Raw genomic sequence first — 17,672 nt, 5'->3', positions numbered from 1 at the left:
TTAATGGGGCGAGTTATAACTTAGCATATCTTTTATAAACTCGTCAACCTTTAACGACAATTTTTATGTTTTGAGCGTCAATGTGACTCCATTACCCATAAAAAAAGGAAGAAGATCCGTTTAACGGACTTTCCTCCCGCTGATTCGATGTATCAATTAAATAAGGGAATAACGTATTTCACTATGGTGTCCATGATCCCTGAGATTCCCGCCAACCGATTCCCTGATCAGTGAGCGGTATACCAGCTTACGTAGTACTACGGTAAGATCCAGTTGGAGATTTTTTAGCTCAGGATGATTAATAAGCTCATCTATGGACCAAGGTTCCCGTCTGCTGCCTAATATGCGGAATAGTGGTGCTGAGCACTCCTCCATTTTAGACATCACTGAAAATTCGCAAGCAAGCAACACAAGCTCAACCCGCTGCTCAAGGGTTTCCGTACTTAACGTGAGTTCGTTGTACAGCTTGTAGATCGTTCGATCCAACGGCTGTATCTGAACCCACAAGTGAACCGTCGGATAAATTCCCCGTTTAATAAGCTCAATGGATGCCCAATGATCCAACGCCTTCAAAATACTTTGGGTTGCGTCAATAATCCGACCTTCTCGCACTGCTCTTTTACCATGAACGTAATTAACCAGAAAACGGGCGAACTCATGAAATTGCTTTTGCTCCCGTAACGGGTCGTTGAATTCGATGATTTCCCGCCTTAACAGACTGACTCTCTCGTCCCGTTCCCACAGAATACGACCTTCCAGTAAATAATCTATTATGTTGGCATGTTCACCGGCGATAATCCAGCCTTTCAGACAACTGAGTGTTGCGTACAACACCTGGCATCTTAATCCATTAATCAGTAAATGCTGAATGGCACGGGCTGGCTTCCGGCCTTCTCCAATAATTAGAATGAGTTCATCAAAATCGTACAGCATGGCTCCATGAAAATATTCGCCCGGCTTTCTATACGAAATAATGCCGATCGAATCTTCCTGCAACAATTCATCATACATCAAGCTTAATTTGGTTAGCTGCACTTCACCCTCCATACCTGTAAGGCGGCTACTACCGCTAAATTTGGATATATGTGAACATTTCTACATAGAAAAGAAACTTCCTTCTTCAATTCTACAAATTTTAAGTTTTATTCACTTATTTCTTTTAGCGTATTCCAGGCGGTCTGATCTGCAAAGGTTCGGTTCCATACACCGATTCCCCCGAGCTTCAATGACTTGGCAAGTTGCACCCTCGCTTCCAGAGACACACGATCCTCCAGCCAAATCTTTTTGACAATACCGTCTTCAGTATACTCGACATAATTCTGGCCTTCCGAGCCTCTGAATTTAGGCTTCAGCTTAAATTTCTCGATAATCCCCGCTGTTGATTCCATACCAAGCGACTTGGAGCTAACTTTGACGGTGTCTCCTTTAGGTGTTTCAGACCATACACGAGTGTATAACGGAATGCCCAAGACAACCTTTTGAGGCGGTACTTCATCCTCCTGAATGATTCGCTTGATTGATGCTTCCACCCATGGCAGTGAAGCGACAGAACCAGCCTTCGGACTGGCAGCCCAATGCTCATCATAGGCCATAACCATGAGATAATCCGTAATCGACCCCAATGATTTTCGATCCAGAAAAGCAGACCACATCTCACTTTGAGATTTAGGTGTCACATCAATAGACAATATCAAATCATGTTCACGTGCCATCGGCTTAAGCTCCCGCAAAAACTGGGTAACATTGGGTCCATCCTTCGTATGAACATTTTCAAAATCAATATTGATACCGTCTAGACCATTTTTCTCGGCAAGTGTAATCATCTGATCTATAATTGATTTTCGTCGTTTAAAGGTAGACAATGCCTCCGTCGTTAATTCAGGGTTAAAGCTGTTGCTCAACAAGCCCCATACTTCCATCCCCTTGCGATGCGCCCAACTGATATAGGCAGGGTCGGCTTTGCTTTGTACGGTGCCCTCATTATCTATGACACTGAACCAAGTGGGACTCACCACATTCACTCCAGGCATAGGGTCAAATTTGGAAGGATCAGGTTTACGGTTGTAAACGGCCTCCCAGGCGAGGTTCACAGGTCTTCCCTCCCAGTGCTTCTCCGAGATAGATGGAGTATCTTTAGCCGGGGCGACCGCAAGCTCCTCTCCTTCAGAGATGTTGGCCGCCTGCACATATCCAGCGTAGCCGTTATCCAGTTGAACAAAATACCAATCAGCCTGTTTGGACCAAATGCGCACCTTCGTTTGTTGAGGTATATCCGTCAAAATAAAAGACAGGCTGGAGGCTTCTTTACGCAAAGCAATTTTGGCATCCTGTCGTCCATCCTTCTTCTCCACGTTCCCCTGTTTGACTTTCTCTCCGGCTTTCATCAGGATGACTGCACCCGTCACTGTGTCTTCATGAATAGATACACCATATACTTCACGGACAGCTTGCATAGGTATATAAACCGATCCACTAATAATCTGGGGAGCTGCGCTGAGCGTATATGATGTTCCATTCAATTCCCCCTGCGGCTTGGAAACGGTCATTTGCAGCAAATTTTGCCTCGTAGCCAAAATGACACTTTGGCTGTCATCCTCATAACGAATCGCTGGATCGATTTTACTTTGCACAAATTTGAGTGGTACCAGCATGTTCTTGCCGGAGTTTTGAGCTTCATACCCGGTCAGCTTTCCCTGAATAAAAATGGGACGGACACTGCCTTGCCAATCGGGTTTTTCATGCAGTGGATTACCGAACCATACGACAGTAATTGCGCAGATGATCGCTGCGAACAACAGCAAGCTTGTAGCCCCTTTGAAACGTGAACGTTTACGGCGGCGTCTGGAATGATTTCTAGCCAATATTCAACCTCCATTGTCGGAACTTTGAATTACAGGATAACGTAAACTGAACTGGTTGCTGACAGACAAGTTATTTAAACAAAAAAACGCGGTAAATCCCCGCTTGTGGGGAATTTCTCACGTTTCCAACCCATTACAATATATACATACCGCACCGAAAAACTTCTATTCCTTATTTAGCTGAATTTCCTTGTTCATGCAAGCTTTGCACACTCCGTATAACTCCATACGATGTCCATGCACTTCGAAACCTGTCTCTAACGAGGCATGGTGTTCCACATCAGCCAAATACGGATAACTGAAATCTTCAATCTTTCCGCATTTTTCGCAAATGATGTGATAGTGCTCCGAAACATTGGCATCATAACGACTGGCGTTATCTCCATAGGTCAACTCATGCACCATACCCGCTTCTATAAACATCTTTAAGTTATTATAAACCGTAGCCACACTCATGCTTGGAAACTTGGATTCGAGCGCACGATATATTTCATCAGCGGTCGGATGTCCCATAGATTCCATCAAATAGTTTAATATGGCATGGCGCTGGGGTGTTATGCGTACACCTGTCTTCTTTAGAAGTTCCAAAGCATGCTGGACGCGAGCTGCCATATATGTCCACCGCCTTATCCCTTACTTACGATTTGCTTTATTACAACTATTTTACATTCTATTCACGTTGTACGTCTATTCACATTGTACGGTCAATTCAAGTTTCTTGTCAACGCACCGCATTATCGCTGGATGACCCGTTAGAGGCTCCGGTAGCGGGAGATTCAGATGGAGCCGCAGGCGTTTCTGACGCATTAGGCACATTCGTCCCTGCCGACTCGTCCAAGCCAGGCAACGATGGCAGAAGTAGCTTCTTGATCGATAAATTACTGTTGCCTTCCACGTTGATCGAGTACTTACTTGTCCCATTTTGGCCTGAGATACTTTTACTATCTATTTTAAAAGGGAAGTCTGATCGAAGGTTGCCGTAACTGCTGGACCCCTCCAACTGAAAGTCACCATTCGACGGAAGTTCCAACGCAATGTCACCAACAGCACTGTATATTTTCCAATCTCCACCTACCTGCTCGCTATGCACCTTGATCCCGCCATTGAGCGAATTTGCATTCAGCTTGGCTGTGGGATTCAGAACGTTCATGTCACCATTTTGGGTATCAACCGTAATATCACCTTCCGTGCGGGCAAGCTGAATGTCGCCTACCATCGTGCGTAGCGCAACCGTTCCTTCAATATCCCCTGCCTGCATATCACCGCGATTGGTTCGCATATCTACATCTCCGGTGATACGATGCAATTTGATCCGACCGTTCAAGGTGACTCCTTTGACATTGCCGATAGCATCATTAACCGTCAAATTCCCGTTCCCGCTCTCCAGCCGAATGCTGTCGATGGCATCTACTCCGTTGAGGGTAATATCCCCGTTGGAGGTTCTGATCTGCATATTAAATCGTCGATCCTCCGGCACTGTAATTAGCATGTTCGTACGGGGCTGACGTCTGCTCGATGCTCCGTATGACTGCACCTCTGGACGAATCTGAATAGTCTTGCCGTCAGTAGAAGTCAGCGAGGAAGCTTGAGCAATCTTGTCCGCTTCGGCAGCAGGCGCTTGATCCACCCACAGGGTCGCACGTACCTCTACATTGGACACAGGACGTCTGATCAGCGTTACATCGCCATTGACCGAATCAACTACCAAATCGGACGTCTGCATCGTTACAGGCACCAGTACGCCGCCCATATCATATCGGTTTCCTTTCGCCTGACTAAAATCCATGGACGCCGCGGTCAGATTCAAACTAACCCTGTTCCACAGATACATATAATGATTTTGCTGGGTCACGATAAAAACAGCGGCGGCCACGACCAATGCGGAGACAATTCCCTTCAGATCAGGTCTGAAACGTCGTCCGTTGTCGGGCCTGCCCTCCTTGCGGTAGTACACGCCAAAAAAAATCAGATACTCCAGTCCCCACAGCACAAAGATAACGGGCCACCATACAAGGAGCTGAAGCATATATTCGGTATGTTGGACAACATCCAAGATAAGCAGAACGCCTACAGCCATCAACAGAAGCGAAGAGGTGTAGCGCCCGACTCTTATTTTGCGGTGCACGCCAGCTTCACCCTCTTTCCTTTACCTTTTTACGTTTGACCGACAAGCCGACTTCTCGCAAGAAGACTAATAGTCCGATCAGCATTAATAAAATAGCTAACGTCAAAAAGCCATAGTCCTCGAAAAAGTTGCCCAGCCAGCGTGGTTTCATACGAAACAGAATCATAAGTCCGCCACCCGCCACGAGCAGCACGGCAAAAGATAAACCTCTCTCCCAGACATAAAATGGGCTGCTCTGCTGCCCTCGTGCGTCCATCTGTGCATAACGATCCGGCTTACGGCGATAGCGGACCATATAATCCGCTGATTGTAACACGTCATATACATTATAAAAATATAAAACAGGAATGAACAAACCGAGCAAAATAAGCAACGGAATGTTAATTCTCAAGCCGTCAGAAGCGACATACAGCATCGCAAAAATATCTAACAGAAGCAATACGATAAATGTAAGCCCTCTAATGAATAGCCCTAAAAAAAGATGACCCAGGCCGGGTAACAATGCTGCCATGATAATGGCAATCACTTTGCGAAATTTAGCGTATTTAAAACGTTTACCCTGTTTGGAGTGTTCCCGCTGCTCCAGCTCCAGTGACTGTTGCCCCTCTCCAGACAGTAACGGTTGTTCCGAGTTCATGCCATCCTCCCCTTTGAATTCCATGCGTGATCCCCAGCAAATGCTCCAATGGTTAGATAGTACCCCAATCGGATTCAAGAGTAACTGGAAAAAATGTGGTAAACCCTCATTCCACGGAAACTGCCGCTACATCCTCCCACTGTCGAAGATCGGCTGCAATACGCACTGGATTAAAATCGCGGCGAGCCAGCACTTCCAAGGAAACCTCCATGCTCTGCCGATTTGGATGCAGTTCGTGAAAAGGGACATTCTCATGCTCTTTAATCACTATTTTACGTATTTCCACTTTTTCTTGCTCTAAATAAGTCGAAATTTGCTCCAGCAATCTATGGGATGACAATCCGTATAGTGTTATAAGATGACCTTGTCGTCCACGCATATACCGCAATTCAACTTTGTTAAACACCCATAAATTCAAAAATACAAGTACAGTCGCCGCTATAGATGGAAAATAAAAGCCCGCTCCGACCCCGAGACCAATAGCTGCTACAACCCAGATGGAAGCAGCAGTCGTTAAGCCTGTAATGGATTTGCCTGTAAACATAATTGTTCCTGCGCCCAAAAATCCTACTCCAGTAATTACCGCCGTAGCCAAACGCGCTGGATCTATACGTACATTGGCCTCTTTGATAAAGTCGGCAAATCCGTAAATGGAGAGCAGCATAATCAGCGTCGAACCGAGACTAACCATAATATGAGTCCTCAAACCTGCAGCATGATTGGAACGTTCGCGCTCAAAACCAATAAATCCACCCAGGAGCATGGATAGCAAAAGCCGTAAAATGATATGTGAATCGTTTATAATCCACGGGTTATCCAATCAAGCTCCCCCTCCCGGTGTATATCGTGCTTCCCTCTCCGGGGATGCAGTTTTTGCTAAGACTATTTCACGTTATGCAGGTGGTATGTGGTTAATTCCACGCCCGGAGCCACCTCTGCCGCCGATACGGGGCGAAAGCCGTGTTTTCGATAAAGGGCCACCGCAGGAGCATTTAAAGTTCCTGTAGATACGATGAACAGCGGTATATGATGATATTCGTTCAAAGCATGCTTCATTAAGGCGTCGGCAATCCCTTTGCGAAAATGATCCGGATGAACCATCATACGTGTAAGAGTGAGTGAATCGGGTGACTCAGACTGCACTGCCAGCGCCCCTAACAGGTCGCCGTCCTCAATCCAGCCATAGAATGTCTCTCCGCAGCTTCGCAGCGTATCAAACGTATCCAAAAGGGGTGGTATTTCATCAAAACCGATTCGCTCGGCCTCCAGCCTGTAGGCGGTGTGCTGAAGACGCCATATCTGGCTGACCATTTCATCGTCTTCCAGTGAACATATGCTAATCATGCTGTATCCCTCCTTTTATTTAGGGCAGCTATGCTGCTGTTTTCTATAGAAAAACTCGTAACATGTCAGTGCGCTTCCAAACTCTGTACAGCAGTTCTCATCAGAGCCTATACAAAAAGGGGCCTGTCCCTATAAGACAAGCCCCTTTCAAATCTATGCCATTAGCGGTTTAGCACTTCCGTCAGCAGCTTGTTGGCGAGGCCAGGGTTTGCTTTGCCCTTGCTCTCCTTCATCACTTGACCAACCAGGAAGCCAATGGCCTTCTGCTTGCCAGCTTTGTAATCCTCAACCGATTGCGGGTTAGCCGCTACTACCTGTTCGACGATCGTCAGGATCGCGCCCTCGTCGCTGATTTGCACAAGCCCTTTTTCTTCAACAATTTGCTGCGGCAGTTTATCACTCTCCAGCATTTCCTTGAAGACCGTTTTGGCGATTTTACTATTGATCGTCCCCTTCTCCAGCAGTCCGATCATTTCACCCAAGCCTTGACCTGTCAGTTTAACCTGCGACAGCTCCACACCGGCACTATTTAAATAGCCGAGCAAATCCCCCATAATCCAGTTGGATACTGCTTTGGCATCCTTCGTGTATTGAAGACTATCCTCGAACAAATCGGCCAGTGGCTTGGAAGACGTAATGACCTGTGCGTCATACTCAGGCAATCCATATTCCGAGGTGTAGCGTGCTTTACGCTGGTCAGGCAGTTCAGGAATCGAAGTACGGATGCGTTCTTTCCATTCTGCATCAATATGCAGCGTAACGAGATCCGGGTCCGGGAAATAACGATAGTCATGCGCCTGTTCCTTACCGCGCATAGACAGAGTTTTACCTTGGGCCTCATCCCAACGGCGTGTCTCCTGTACAATCGTTCCGCCTTCCTCCAGCGTTTGTTCCTGGCGGAACTGCTCATATTCCAATCCGCGCTGTACGCCGCGGAAGGAGTTCATGTTTTTTAGCTCTGCTTTAGTACCCAGCTCTTTCTGTCCATGCGGACGAAGGCTGATGTTCGCGTCGCAGCGAAGCGAGCCTTCCTCCATCTTCACATCGGATACGTCACAATACTGCATAATCGCACGTATTTTTTCCAAGTAGGCCTTGGCTTCTTCCGGTGAAGATATTTCCGGTTCCGAAACGATCTCGACCAACGGTGTACCGACACGGTTAAAATCAACCAAAGACGCATAGCCGCCATCGACATGTGTTAATTTACCTGCGTCCTCTTCCAGATGCAGTCGGGTAATGCCGATACGCTTAGTCTCGCCGTTCACTTCAATATCAATCCAGCCATGCTCGCCGATCGGCTGATCGTATTGCGAAATTTGGTAAGCCTTGGGTGAATCAGGGTAAAAATAGTTTTTGCGGTCAAACTTGCTCACATCAGCAATCATGCAATTAAGCGCCATCGCCGCTTTCATCGCATAATCAACGGCTTGACGGTTTAATACCGGCAGTACCCCCGGATGCCCAAGACAAATAGGACATGTATGCGAGTTTGGCGGTGCTCCGAAGGATGTCGAGCATCCGCAAAATATTTTAGACTTCGTATGCAGTTCCACATGGACTTCCAGTCCGATGACCGTCTCATATTTAGATGTAGTTGTAGACATAAATGGTTCCCTCCTTTTCGGCAAATTACAGTTGCGGACGCTGCTTGTGAAATTCGGTATTTTGTTCAAAGGCATGTGCTACACGCAGCACGGAAGACTCGTCAAAGGCTTTTCCGATAATTTGCAGTCCAACCGGCAATCCATCCGCAAGGCCACAAGGGATGCTGATGGCCGGCACTCCAGCCAAACTCACCGGAATCGTCAAAATATCGTTCAAATACATCGTTAATGGATCATCCACTTGCGAACCGATTTTAAAAGCTGTTGTCGGCGCAGTAGGTCCGATAATGACATCATATTGTTCAAACACACGATCAAAATCCTGTTTGATCAGTGTACGTACTTTTTGTGCTTTCAGGTAGTAAGCATCATAGTACCCGGAACTCAGCGCATAGGTGCCCAGCATAATCCGGCGCTTCACCTCGGGGCCAAAGCCCTGCGTGCGGGACTGATGGTACAGATCCAGCAGGTTGTCCGGATTGTCTGCACGTACGCCATAGCGTACACCGTCAAAACGGGCCAGATTGGACGATGCTTCGGATGAAGCCAGCAGATAGTATGTGGCTACCGCATATTCAGTGTGTGGAAGAGAGACCTCTTCCCATACCGCGCCCAGTCCTTCCAGCGTTTTCAGCGCGTCCAGCACCTTTTCCTTGACCTGTGGATCGACGCCCTCACCCAGATACTCCTTGGGTACAGCAATACGAAGTCCTTTTACATCTCCGGTCAAAGCATTCAAGTAATCAGGAATGTCTACCTTCGCAGAAGTGGAGTCCTTGTGATCATAGCCTGCAATGGCTTGCAGTACGTACGCCGAATCCTGAACATTCTTCGTAATCGGTCCAATTTGGTCCAAAGAAGAAGCAAAGGCTACCAAACCAAAACGTGATACCAGACCATATGTTGGCTTCAAGCCGACTACGCCGCAATAAGAAGCGGGCTGGCGAATGGAGCCGCCTGTATCGGAGCCGAGGGTAAAATAAGCCTCGCCCGCTGCTACAGCCGCCGCCGAGCCGCCGCTGGAGCCTCCGGGAACGCGTTCCAGATCCCAAGGATTTCGTGCCGGGAAGAAGCTGGAATTCTCGTTAGAGCCGCCCATCGCGAATTCGTCCATGTTCATTTTGCCCAATGTTACGGTTTGCGCCGCACGCAATTTGCCGACAACCGTTGCATCGTACACGGGATCAAAATTCTTCAAAAACTGACTGCCGCATGTTGTACGCAGCCCTTCTGTCACGATGTTATCCTTAATGCCGACCGGCAGGCCAAACAGCAGCCCGCGTTCCTCTCCCGAGATCAGATGATCATCAAGCTGACGTGCGGATGCACGTGCCTGCTCCTCGTCAACCGTAATATAGGCCCTGATCTTGTCTTCCCGCGCACCAATCGTCTCCAGAGCGTGTCCTACCAGGTCACTCACGGAAATTTCCTTTTGATGCAGCTTGTTATGTATTTCCGGCAATGTGTTATCAAACAAGCTCAATTTGCATCCTCCTTTCAAATGTGAAATCTATTCCAGAACAGCAGGAACTTTAAACTGTCCGTCTTCTTCTTCTGGCGCATTGCGCATCACTTGCTCGTGTGTCAAACTTTCGCGAACTTCGTCGTCTCGCATGACATTGCTGACATGCAGCACATGAGTGGTCGGTTTTACCTGTTCCGTATCCAGCTCATTCAGCTTCTCCGCATAGTGGAGAATGGCGTTCAATTGCCCTGTCATCGTGTCTTCCTCGGCTGCGGTCAGATTCAACCGGGACAACTTGGCTACGTGACGGACATCTTCCGTGGAAATGTTCATACAAAAACCTCCTCGTGTATAAGAGGATTTTACAAAAATCCAATAAGCGACTTCTAATGAACAATAAATAGATCGAAAGGGTTTAGTTCGTCTATATATTGCACTTCGGAGCGACTGGAATCGAATTTTGCAAAATCCTGATATCAAAAATGCTGCACCGAACTTTGAAATAACGTTTTTAATTATAGGATAGAACCCTTTACAATTCAATCTTTGACGCGGTACAGAATCAAACTGTATAGCCGAGCGGTAAATGTTACTAAATGTATAAAAAAAAGCACCTCTCGGTGCTCTTTCGAAAAGCGATAGGAGCTAAGAACGTGCTAATTATATATTCTTCAAAAGAATCGGCATGAGCCGACCCCTATATCCAAGCACGTAAATTAACTTGTCTAATAAAATCAGCCTGTGACAACAATTCTGTCGCGGTTTCTTCTTCCTCAGCCTCTACCGAATCAAGACCACCGTTCATCACATGTCTGAACAGCTTCTCGTTATGCGTAGCAAGAGCATAATCTATCAGCGCTTCACGCTCAATCCGCTCGGCTTCCAGCTTTAAAATACTTTCTTCCAGCTCGATGTCCCCGGATGGTACGAAAAAATTGCGATTCACCTTCGGGACGCGAATGACATAGTCAAAAGCATTGTCCGCATTACGGTCGTAAGCAATGATATAACCATGTTCGCCCACAGGAAGATTCTGCTCAAAAGCATCCGCGACGATCATAATTCTAGTTCCTAAATGATGCATCGTTAGCCCCCCGTTTGTCTGAACTTATCTGCTAAGTCTACTAAAAAAAAAGTAGCTTGTCTATATCATCTATGTATCTTCAAAACTGTCCATCTCCACGTCCCAGCCTGTGCTCATTCAGCCTTGTATGCCAATTCTGTGCAATGGTTCCGCCTTGTTTTGTTACCTTTTTCCAGGTTATTACCTTCGGTTCAAAACCTTGCACAGAAGCTCTATCTCCTGTCTTTATGGAAAAATGGCGGCTATCTCCATTCTCACGATGTAACCCAGATATATACTTCCTTTTCATTCATGCTCCCCTTGTGATCTGACGGCCAAATGCCTCTTTATCCTCTTAATGGGCAAAAAAAAGAACGCAAACCGGGATTCATCCACAGCTTGCGTGCTTCGCGAGTTTAGTATGTAACTTCAATATGTGTATGTTAACAAAAATAAAAACCTTTGTCTATACATTATTTATAATTTGTTGTCGAAATGGGGCAAAACCTGTCACAACCTTGATTATGCCCCAGCTGAAAACATTCATCACTTTTATCGTATATACGGATTGTTGGCTTTCTCATACCCGATGGACGTTTTGGGACCGTGACCGGAATACACCGTAACGTCATCCCCGAGCGGGAACAATTTGTTCTGAATCGAATCGTACAAGTCCCGTTCCCGCCCACCTGTCAAGTCTGTGCGGCCGACACCCTGACGGAATAATACATCGCCGGAGAACAAGTCCTTACCACACAAAAAGCTGACGCTTCCGGGTGAGTGCCCAGGTGTATGGAACACCTTGAATTTATGCCCGATCAGGTTCAATTGCTGACCTTCCGCCAAATCATATTCGGCAGGCTCCGTCGAGATCGGCGGGGATGCCTCGGGCCACATCAAAGAGCCGTTTAATTTAGGGGATGTAAGCCAGTCCTGCTCCAAAGGGTGCAGATAAACCGGACAACCCTTCGCTTTGCGAATCTCATCCACTCCACCGATATGATCAAAATGAGCATGGGTCAGCAAGATGGCTTCAATCTTCAGTGACTCAATGGCTCTCAGTAAAGGACCCGGATTCATGCCAGGATCAATGATAACGGCACGCTGCGGGTCATCCCCCTGAAGCAAATAGGCATTCGTTTGGAGCGGGCCCAAGTTAAAGCTGCGAATAGACAACGTCATATTTTAAAATCCCGAGATTAGCTCGCGCAATTCCTGAACAATTACAGGATGAACCTCGGTTCCCTCCCCATATTTCTCAGCCATTTCTTTACGGGCCACCGCAATTTTTCTTGATAATCATCGGCTTCCCGATCTGGATTTTCACGCTTGAACCCGATCATAATTTGTTGGACATGTGCAGGACGCGGTCCCCAGTGACCCAGTACATGACCCCCTGTATCGGCAAAAATCACAATCGGCACTGCACGTCCGCCCATCGTCAGGAATTCGTCCATCAGCGCTTGATGATTTTCCAAAATCAATACTTCAGTCGGAATCCCGCTATTCTCCAGCGCGCGGAATACAACTGGCACGTTGCGAACTACATCTCCACACCAGTCGGCGGCCAAAATGAGTACACGCAGGTCGTCCCGATGGTTCAGGCTTCAAATACTCACGGTCATCTTCACGGTTCCACACAAACTGATCATACCCGGAGCGGAAGGCTTCCTTGTTCTTTTCCATCCCCTCCATAAACTGTTCGGGGCTCAGACCTTTTCCAAAATATTGCGACACGTTAGTACGACTCATGTTATACACTCCCTTTCTTCTTTTTGGACACAATCCATTTGATAACAAAATAAATGATCAAGAGCGCAAGGGCAACCAGCAAAATCGGTTTGATGTAAGGTGCTGCCACTTCGTCAATTTGCTCCCACTTGTCTCCTAGCAGCATACCTAAATATATAAACAAAACAGACCAAGGTATAATCGCTAGCGTTGTCAAAATAGTAAAGCGCCATACGTTCATGCGAGCCAGCCCGGCAGGGATGGAGATCGCGTGACGCACAACAGGAATAAAGCGGGCTGTGAAAATGACCCCTGTGCCGTATTTGTTGAACCAGGCTTCGGCGTGGTCGACATGGCTTTTCTTGATAAGTATGTATTTTCCGTACTTATCTAATACCGGCCTGCCGCCATAGCGTCCAATCCAGTAAATAAACAGTTGTGCCAGCACCCCGCCGATAGTTCCAAAAACAACCGCGCCAAAGAAGTTAATATGACCCGAAGACACTAAAAAGCCACCATAAGCGAGGACAATTTCACTTGGAATGACCTCAACCATCAAGCCTAGCATAATACCAAAATACCCAAGACTACGAATGATCTCAAACAAATAATTAATGATACTAGATATATGGTCCAATTATCTTCCCACTCCCTGCCTGTTTCTCTATTTCCATTAGTGTATCACAGGGGCAGAACAAGTCGCCACTTCACTCAAACAGGGAGTTCAGTGACCCCAGCTCCTCTGCCCGCATAAGTTGTGAGAGAGAGGAGGGAGTACAATATGCCTCCCGGCAAATTCCCCAAACATGACAATTCACAATCCCGTTTACCCACGGCTCGCGGTATCCGACGTGCATGCAGCAAAGAGTTGTACCGAACCTGCAAGCGTCTGCCCGTTCACATTGCTCCCGATCTGGTCAAGCAGGGCGAGGAGCTGTACTGCCGCAAGGTCGCCGGACACCTCATCTGGATCGCCGAAAACCACAGCAACCGCAGACTACTGTGCGACTGGTGGGATGAGGATGTCAGTGAGGAACTCGCGGCATTGTGGAAGGTTGATCGCGCCGTTTTGTGCACTGCCTTTAGAAGTGCCTATGGCGGATAGTTCTGCGCATCCAAGGGTATGCGAAGCAGGGAAGCAACCTGTAACGGGAACTGTAAACTGTGATTTACAAAAAAAGTGGAGCCACCCCGCAGTGGCCCCACTTTTACTTATTTCTATCCCTGTTTCTTCGTCTGCCCTGCTCCCTCGGGAAGCAAATCCGCACAAGCACGCTCCAAATAAGGATCAGCATGAATAAAATCCCGAAATGCCGTGTATTCACGCCATAAAACAGAACGTTCCCCTGCTTGGCCTTTGACGGCACGGATCAAAATATTTTTAGGCGTATGCTCCATGTCGATAAATTCCAGCAACTGTGTCCGGTATCCCATCATGTCCAGCAGCTTGGCTCGGATACCGTCTGTTGCCAGCGCTGAAAAGCGCTCCTTCAAAATACCATGGGAAAGCAGCGGCTCCAGCACCGGATTTTCCAGCTGGCTGAACAGCTCATGCTGGCAGCACGGAACGGACAAAATGACAGATGCATCCCAACGAACTGCCTTCTCCAACGCGGCATCCGTTGCGGTATCACAGGCATGCAAAGTCACAACCATATCCACCTGCTCCAGCTCGTTATAGTCCGCAATATCACCGACCAAAAACTCCAATTGGCGGTATTGCAGTTTTTGAGCCAGAAGATTACAGGTTTCAATAACATCTGCCTTCAAATCTAGACCCACGATCTGCAAAGGTCGTTTTTGCTGTACTGCCAAATAATGATACAGCGCAAAGGTCAAATATGATTTACCGCAGCCAAAATCCACAATGGTTAACGGACGGCCTACGGGAAGGTTAGGCAGTACATCCTGCACCATTTCGAGAAAACGGTTGATTTGGCGGAACTTATCATACTTGCGGGCCAGTACCTTGCCGTCCTCATTCATGATCCCCAGTTCAATCAGAAAAGGAATCCGTTCACCTTCTTCCAGCACGTATTGCTTTTTGCGGTTATGTGACAGGTCGGCTGAGCTTTTGCTCGGTGATTTAGTCAAAATGGACACTTTATATTTTTTACTGATCAGCACCTGATAGTCCGCATTCTTCGCACACAAGAGCCCTTGACGGAACGTATCCTCAAACAAGGTAGTCATGCGCTCGTTAGCTTCATCAGGGGTCAGGTTTTCATGAATGACCTTGTTGCTGTAATGAAAAGCAAACTGGTAATGCAGTTTGTTCTTCAATTCCACAGGCTTGATTTGCACTTTAGTAAAGGAAGCATCCTCCCGTTTGCGAAGCTGACTCAGCGTCGCAGTTATGAGGGATCCTCCTGTAGTTAGTTGGTATATAAGTTCACGCAGTGAATCCAAAAGGTACATCTCACTTTCTTCCATGTAGTTGGGTAATCTCGACCAGACCTTCGGTTACTTCCCGGCGTGAAAGTCCACCCCGTTGCAGCTCCGCATCAGTCTTATCCAGCAATTGAGTATAAAATGCCTCCGCATCCGGCAGCAGCTCCGGCTGCTCCCATGACAGTCCGAACCAAACATCAGCGGCCTCGTCCAGTCTGTCCTCTCGTTCGTAATAGACAACCAGCAGCTTGCTTGTGTCGGCTGGCAGCTCATATTCCTGAACCAAATTGACGATACACGCAATTCGCTCAGGCAGAACCTGAAGGTCACGGGTCGCACCATTCACATCACTGTACAAATATAGATGAAGGGATTTTATCAAGATTCGTATGCCCTCGTCTGTTCTGTCGGTTTCCAGGTAAATAGCGGCTTCTTCTTCCAAAATGCGAGCCACCTGCTGAAGCTTGTCCGCTTCAATACCGGGGCCCAGTCGGAAAAGCTCTATAATTTGTTCCGGCGGCAATCGTCTGAGCAAATCTGAACGAAGGCGAAACTGCTTGTTAAGCAGGTCATCCAGTTGTTTCAGCGCTTCGACGTGTTTATTTTCACGCCTTAGACCAAGCACCGATGCTACTGCCGATGTCATTTCTTCCATCATACTGAGCAAATAATCTTTTCTGAGCAAGCCGTTCCCTTCTTTCCATCCCGATGCCTCGACAACCAGGAACTATTTCACTTCTGATTGTAAGTCATCCTTGTGCAAAAGCCAAATGGCTCGGTCAAGACGGAAAACGTTTGGTAACAATCAAAATCAATTTAAAACGCCAAAAAACCGCCCCCCTCTGTATTGGTACCAGATGGTTCCGGTTTTTTGGCTTTGTTGTTCAAGTTTACTGCTGGATGTTTTGTTGTAAAAATGCCAAGATGGCATGTGCCAGTTGTTCCGGCGCTTCGAACAGACTCATATGACCAGCTTCAGGTATTGTGACCTGAGTGACTCCGGCCCGATCTGTCGTAAATGTCCGGGCGGGCGGAACCGCCTGATCCTGCTCTCCCGCCACTAACAGAGTGGGCAAGGTGGATGCCGACAGCACGTCACGGCGGTCAGAACGCTCACGCATCGCCAAAGATGTGCCTACGGCTCCTTGTGGCGGCGTTTTATAACCGATTTCTTTGACCTTGAGCACCTGATTCAACAAGGACTCTACGTGTTGTGGAGCAAAAAGTCCGGGAACGAGTCCATCTACAAATGCGGTGATTCCCTCTGTTTGAATGGTGGATACGGCCTTGTTCCGTTTTTCTTTTCCTTCCTCTGTATCCGCATAGGCGGTGGAGTGAATCAGCCCGAAGGCTGTAAGTCGCTCGGGCTGGCGCTGTACCGCAGAAAGCGTCAAATAGCCCCCGAGGGAATGGCCGAACCAGGCAGCCTGTGGAATGTCCAGTTGTTCTTGAAGCTTAAGCACATCATTCGCCATTTGATCAATCGTGTAGGCTCCAAGCGGAGCATCGCTACGTCCATGACCACGCAAGTCCGGAACAATGCAGCGATAGCTTTGGGACAGCAATGGAACAACCTCATCCCAATAGGAAGAGCTTCCACAAAATCCGTGCAGCAGGATGATGGGCTCTCCTTTTCCCTGTTCGGCATAGCAGATTGTCGTTCCTTCACATAGTACCTTTTCCATGTGGAACCCTTCTTTCTCTGTATATAATCTATTGGAGCGAATATATTATGATTTGAATATGCTGATGTATATTATTAAGCAGACCATCAATATCTGAAACGGTAGCTCTCTGGAAATTCTTGCGAATCTGCTCTTAAACCAAACCCGTAAGCCGCAGCATGGGCTATATGTGTAGCCATCGTCATGACGAGATGCAGTGATGTCATTTGCAATGTCCAGTAGGGTTTGGGACTGCGCTCGTTCACAATGGCAGCGACGCTGTAATCTCCGACAGACGGCAGTGCCAGTCCGACCGAACGTGCCGGAGTCAGCGGTTCACGGGCAACAAGAAACATCCCCGCCGAGCCTTGCTGCCCCAGACAAGCGTCGATGGCAATCACATGATGGTCCTGGGGAATACGCTTCAAATACGAAACCAGATGATCCGCGTCGCACGGCTCAGTCATGGTGCCGATCACATGTGGAAAGCCCTGTTCCATAAGCATGGTGCCGACCAGCGGTCCCAGTGAATCGCCTGACGATCGATCCGTGCCGATACAAACAAAGGTCAGCTTATTCACCTCATGAAGAGAATGAATTTCCCGAAAAAACTGTACGAGCCCTTTGCGATCTGTTTTTTCGGCATTACTGTCTAAAGGAGAGCGCCCAGATACGGAAGCCCGATTATACAAAGACACCTTCGTCCATCCTCCTTGATCCGGCCGTTGACCGATAATCTGACTTTCAGTACATTCTACAACAAAAACATGGTACAATACAGGCA

Annotated in this window: 19 protein-coding genes and 1 pseudogene; 1 reads left to right on the top strand and 19 read right to left on the bottom strand. The window is 47.5% G+C overall.

Translation table 11 applies throughout. The features are described 5' to 3' along the window. Nucleotides 1-156: 156 nt before the first annotated feature. The 15 genes and pseudogenes from ASL14_RS17330 to ASL14_RS17260 all read right to left on the bottom strand — a co-directional run bounded on the left by ASL14_RS17330 (nucleotide 157) and on the right by ASL14_RS17260 (nucleotide 13,470). Entirely contained in the window at nucleotides 157-1,035 is an 879-nt protein-coding gene (locus tag ASL14_RS17330; protein WP_223264017.1) for a nucleotidyltransferase-like protein, read from the bottom strand. 107 nt (nucleotides 1,036-1,142) lie between these two features. Continuing rightward, nucleotides 1,143-2,861, bottom strand: a complete 1,719-nt coding sequence (locus ASL14_RS17325; protein ID WP_134912737.1) for a glycosyl hydrolase family 18 protein — start codon at nucleotides 2,859-2,861, stop codon at nucleotides 1,143-1,145. Nucleotides 2,862-3,026: 165 nt separating this feature from the next. Then, entirely contained in the window at nucleotides 3,027-3,473 is a 447-nt protein-coding gene (gene perR / locus ASL14_RS17320) for a peroxide-responsive transcriptional repressor PerR (RefSeq protein WP_134912735.1), read from the bottom strand. Between the two features lie 109 nt (nucleotides 3,474-3,582). After that, nucleotides 3,583-4,986, bottom strand: coding sequence for a DUF4097 family beta strand repeat-containing protein (locus tag ASL14_RS17315; protein WP_134912733.1), 1,404 nt, complete (start codon nucleotides 4,984-4,986; stop codon nucleotides 3,583-3,585). 7 nt (nucleotides 4,987-4,993) lie between these two features. Continuing rightward, nucleotides 4,994-5,647 (bottom strand): hypothetical protein, encoded by a 654-nt coding sequence (locus tag ASL14_RS17310; protein WP_134912731.1) that lies wholly within the window; start codon nucleotides 5,645-5,647, stop codon nucleotides 4,994-4,996. A gap of 82 nt (nucleotides 5,648-5,729) precedes the next feature. Further along, nucleotides 5,730-6,443 (bottom strand): MgtC/SapB family protein, encoded by a 714-nt coding sequence (locus ASL14_RS17305; protein WP_134912729.1) that lies wholly within the window; start codon nucleotides 6,441-6,443, stop codon nucleotides 5,730-5,732. Between the two features lie 62 nt (nucleotides 6,444-6,505). Then, a complete protein-coding gene (locus ASL14_RS17300) occupies nucleotides 6,506-6,967 on the bottom strand; it encodes a GNAT family N-acetyltransferase (RefSeq protein ID WP_134912727.1) in 462 nt (153 codons plus the stop codon). 161 nt (nucleotides 6,968-7,128) lie between these two features. After that, nucleotides 7,129-8,574, bottom strand: coding sequence for an Asp-tRNA(Asn)/Glu-tRNA(Gln) amidotransferase subunit GatB (gatB, locus tag ASL14_RS17295; protein WP_134912725.1), 1,446 nt, complete (start codon nucleotides 8,572-8,574; stop codon nucleotides 7,129-7,131). A 25-nt stretch (nucleotides 8,575-8,599) separates the two neighbouring features. Then, nucleotides 8,600-10,057, bottom strand: coding sequence for an Asp-tRNA(Asn)/Glu-tRNA(Gln) amidotransferase subunit GatA (gene gatA, locus ASL14_RS17290; RefSeq protein WP_134912723.1), 1,458 nt, complete (start codon nucleotides 10,055-10,057; stop codon nucleotides 8,600-8,602). A 27-nt stretch (nucleotides 10,058-10,084) separates the two neighbouring features. Then, a complete protein-coding gene (gatC, locus tag ASL14_RS17285) occupies nucleotides 10,085-10,372 on the bottom strand; it encodes an Asp-tRNA(Asn)/Glu-tRNA(Gln) amidotransferase subunit GatC (RefSeq protein ID WP_025684464.1) in 288 nt (95 codons plus the stop codon). A 364-nt stretch (nucleotides 10,373-10,736) separates the two neighbouring features. Then, nucleotides 10,737-11,123, bottom strand: coding sequence for a hypothetical protein (locus ASL14_RS17280; protein ID WP_025684465.1), 387 nt, complete (start codon nucleotides 11,121-11,123; stop codon nucleotides 10,737-10,739). A 79-nt stretch (nucleotides 11,124-11,202) separates the two neighbouring features. Beyond that, on the bottom strand, nucleotides 11,203-11,328 hold the full coding sequence (locus ASL14_RS29100) for a hypothetical protein (protein ID WP_257721110.1): 126 nt from the start codon (nucleotides 11,326-11,328) through the stop codon (nucleotides 11,203-11,205). A 326-nt stretch (nucleotides 11,329-11,654) separates the two neighbouring features. Further along, nucleotides 11,655-12,284 (bottom strand): MBL fold metallo-hydrolase, encoded by a 630-nt coding sequence (locus ASL14_RS17270; RefSeq protein ID WP_134912721.1) that lies wholly within the window; start codon nucleotides 12,282-12,284, stop codon nucleotides 11,655-11,657. Between the two features lie 3 nt (nucleotides 12,285-12,287). Continuing rightward, nucleotides 12,288-12,854: pseudogene (locus ASL14_RS17265) on the bottom strand (thioredoxin family protein). Between the two features lies 1 nt (nucleotide 12,855). Then, nucleotides 12,856-13,470 carry an undecaprenyl phosphate transporter UptA gene (locus tag ASL14_RS17260; RefSeq protein ID WP_134912719.1) on the bottom strand — a complete coding sequence of 205 codons (615 nt, stop codon included), beginning with the start codon at nucleotides 13,468-13,470 and terminating at the stop codon, nucleotides 12,856-12,858. A 144-nt stretch (nucleotides 13,471-13,614) separates the two neighbouring features. Here ASL14_RS17260 and ASL14_RS17255 point away from each other — a divergent pair, with 144 nt between their 5' ends. Further along, on the top strand, nucleotides 13,615-13,938 hold the full coding sequence (locus tag ASL14_RS17255; RefSeq protein WP_134914563.1) for a dehydrogenase: 324 nt from the start codon (nucleotides 13,615-13,617) through the stop codon (nucleotides 13,936-13,938). A 113-nt stretch (nucleotides 13,939-14,051) separates the two neighbouring features. On the opposite strand, the gene ASL14_RS17250 is transcribed toward ASL14_RS17255, so the two are convergent. The 4 genes from ASL14_RS17250 to yyaC form a co-directional block, all read right to left on the bottom strand. Next, nucleotides 14,052-15,266: a class I SAM-dependent methyltransferase gene (locus tag ASL14_RS17250; RefSeq protein WP_134912717.1), complete on the bottom strand. Its 1,215-nt coding sequence runs from the start codon at nucleotides 15,264-15,266 to the stop codon at nucleotides 14,052-14,054. Continuing rightward, nucleotides 15,253-15,909 (bottom strand): DUF6483 family protein, encoded by a 657-nt coding sequence (locus ASL14_RS17245; protein ID WP_134912715.1) that lies wholly within the window; start codon nucleotides 15,907-15,909, stop codon nucleotides 15,253-15,255. Before ASL14_RS17245 ends, ASL14_RS17250 begins: the two co-directional genes overlap by 14 nt. Nucleotides 15,910-16,114: 205 nt before the next feature. Beyond that, nucleotides 16,115-16,909, bottom strand: coding sequence for an alpha/beta fold hydrolase (locus tag ASL14_RS17240; protein WP_134912713.1), 795 nt, complete (start codon nucleotides 16,907-16,909; stop codon nucleotides 16,115-16,117). A gap of 86 nt (nucleotides 16,910-16,995) precedes the next feature. Beyond that, entirely contained in the window at nucleotides 16,996-17,586 is a 591-nt protein-coding gene (gene yyaC, locus ASL14_RS17235) for a spore protease YyaC (protein WP_134912711.1), read from the bottom strand. Between the last annotated feature and the right edge of the window lie 86 nt (nucleotides 17,587-17,672).

The sequence above is a fragment of the Paenibacillus sp. IHB B 3084 genome (assembly GCF_001447315.1).
Taxonomy (GTDB): Bacteria; Bacillota; Bacilli; order Paenibacillales; family Paenibacillaceae; genus Paenibacillus.
The sequence above is the reverse complement of the archived record's forward strand: the minus strand, read 5'-3'. Positions and strand labels throughout refer to the sequence as shown.

What these genes read in the sequence shown, in the direction of transcription:
- perR (WP_134912735.1), bottom strand. Translation starts at nt 3,473, where the DNA reads ATGGCAGCTCGCGTCCAGCATGCTTTGGAACTTCTAAAGAAGACAGGT.
- ASL14_RS17270 (WP_134912721.1), bottom strand. Translation starts at nt 12,284, where the DNA reads ATGACGTTGTCTATTCGCAGCTTTAACTTGGGCCCGCTCCAAACGAAT.
- ASL14_RS17255 (WP_134914563.1), top strand. Translation starts at nt 13,615, where the DNA reads ATGCCTCCCGGCAAATTCCCCAAACATGACAATTCACAATCCCGTTTA.
- gatC (WP_025684464.1), bottom strand. Translation starts at nt 10,372, where the DNA reads ATGAACATTTCCACGGAAGATGTCCGTCACGTAGCCAAGTTGTCCCGG.
- ASL14_RS17250 (WP_134912717.1), bottom strand. Translation starts at nt 15,266, where the DNA reads ATGGAAGAAAGTGAGATGTACCTTTTGGATTCACTGCGTGAACTTATA.
- ASL14_RS17310 (WP_134912731.1), bottom strand. Translation starts at nt 5,647, where the DNA reads ATGGAATTCAAAGGGGAGGATGGCATGAACTCGGAACAACCGTTACTG.
- ASL14_RS17300 (WP_134912727.1), bottom strand. Translation starts at nt 6,967, where the DNA reads ATGATTAGCATATGTTCACTGGAAGACGATGAAATGGTCAGCCAGATA.
- gatB (WP_134912725.1), bottom strand. Translation starts at nt 8,574, where the DNA reads ATGTCTACAACTACATCTAAATATGAGACGGTCATCGGACTGGAAGTC.
- ASL14_RS17280 (WP_025684465.1), bottom strand. Translation starts at nt 11,123, where the DNA reads ATGCATCATTTAGGAACTAGAATTATGATCGTCGCGGATGCTTTTGAG.
- ASL14_RS17240 (WP_134912713.1), bottom strand. Translation starts at nt 16,909, where the DNA reads ATGGAAAAGGTACTATGTGAAGGAACGACAATCTGCTATGCCGAACAG.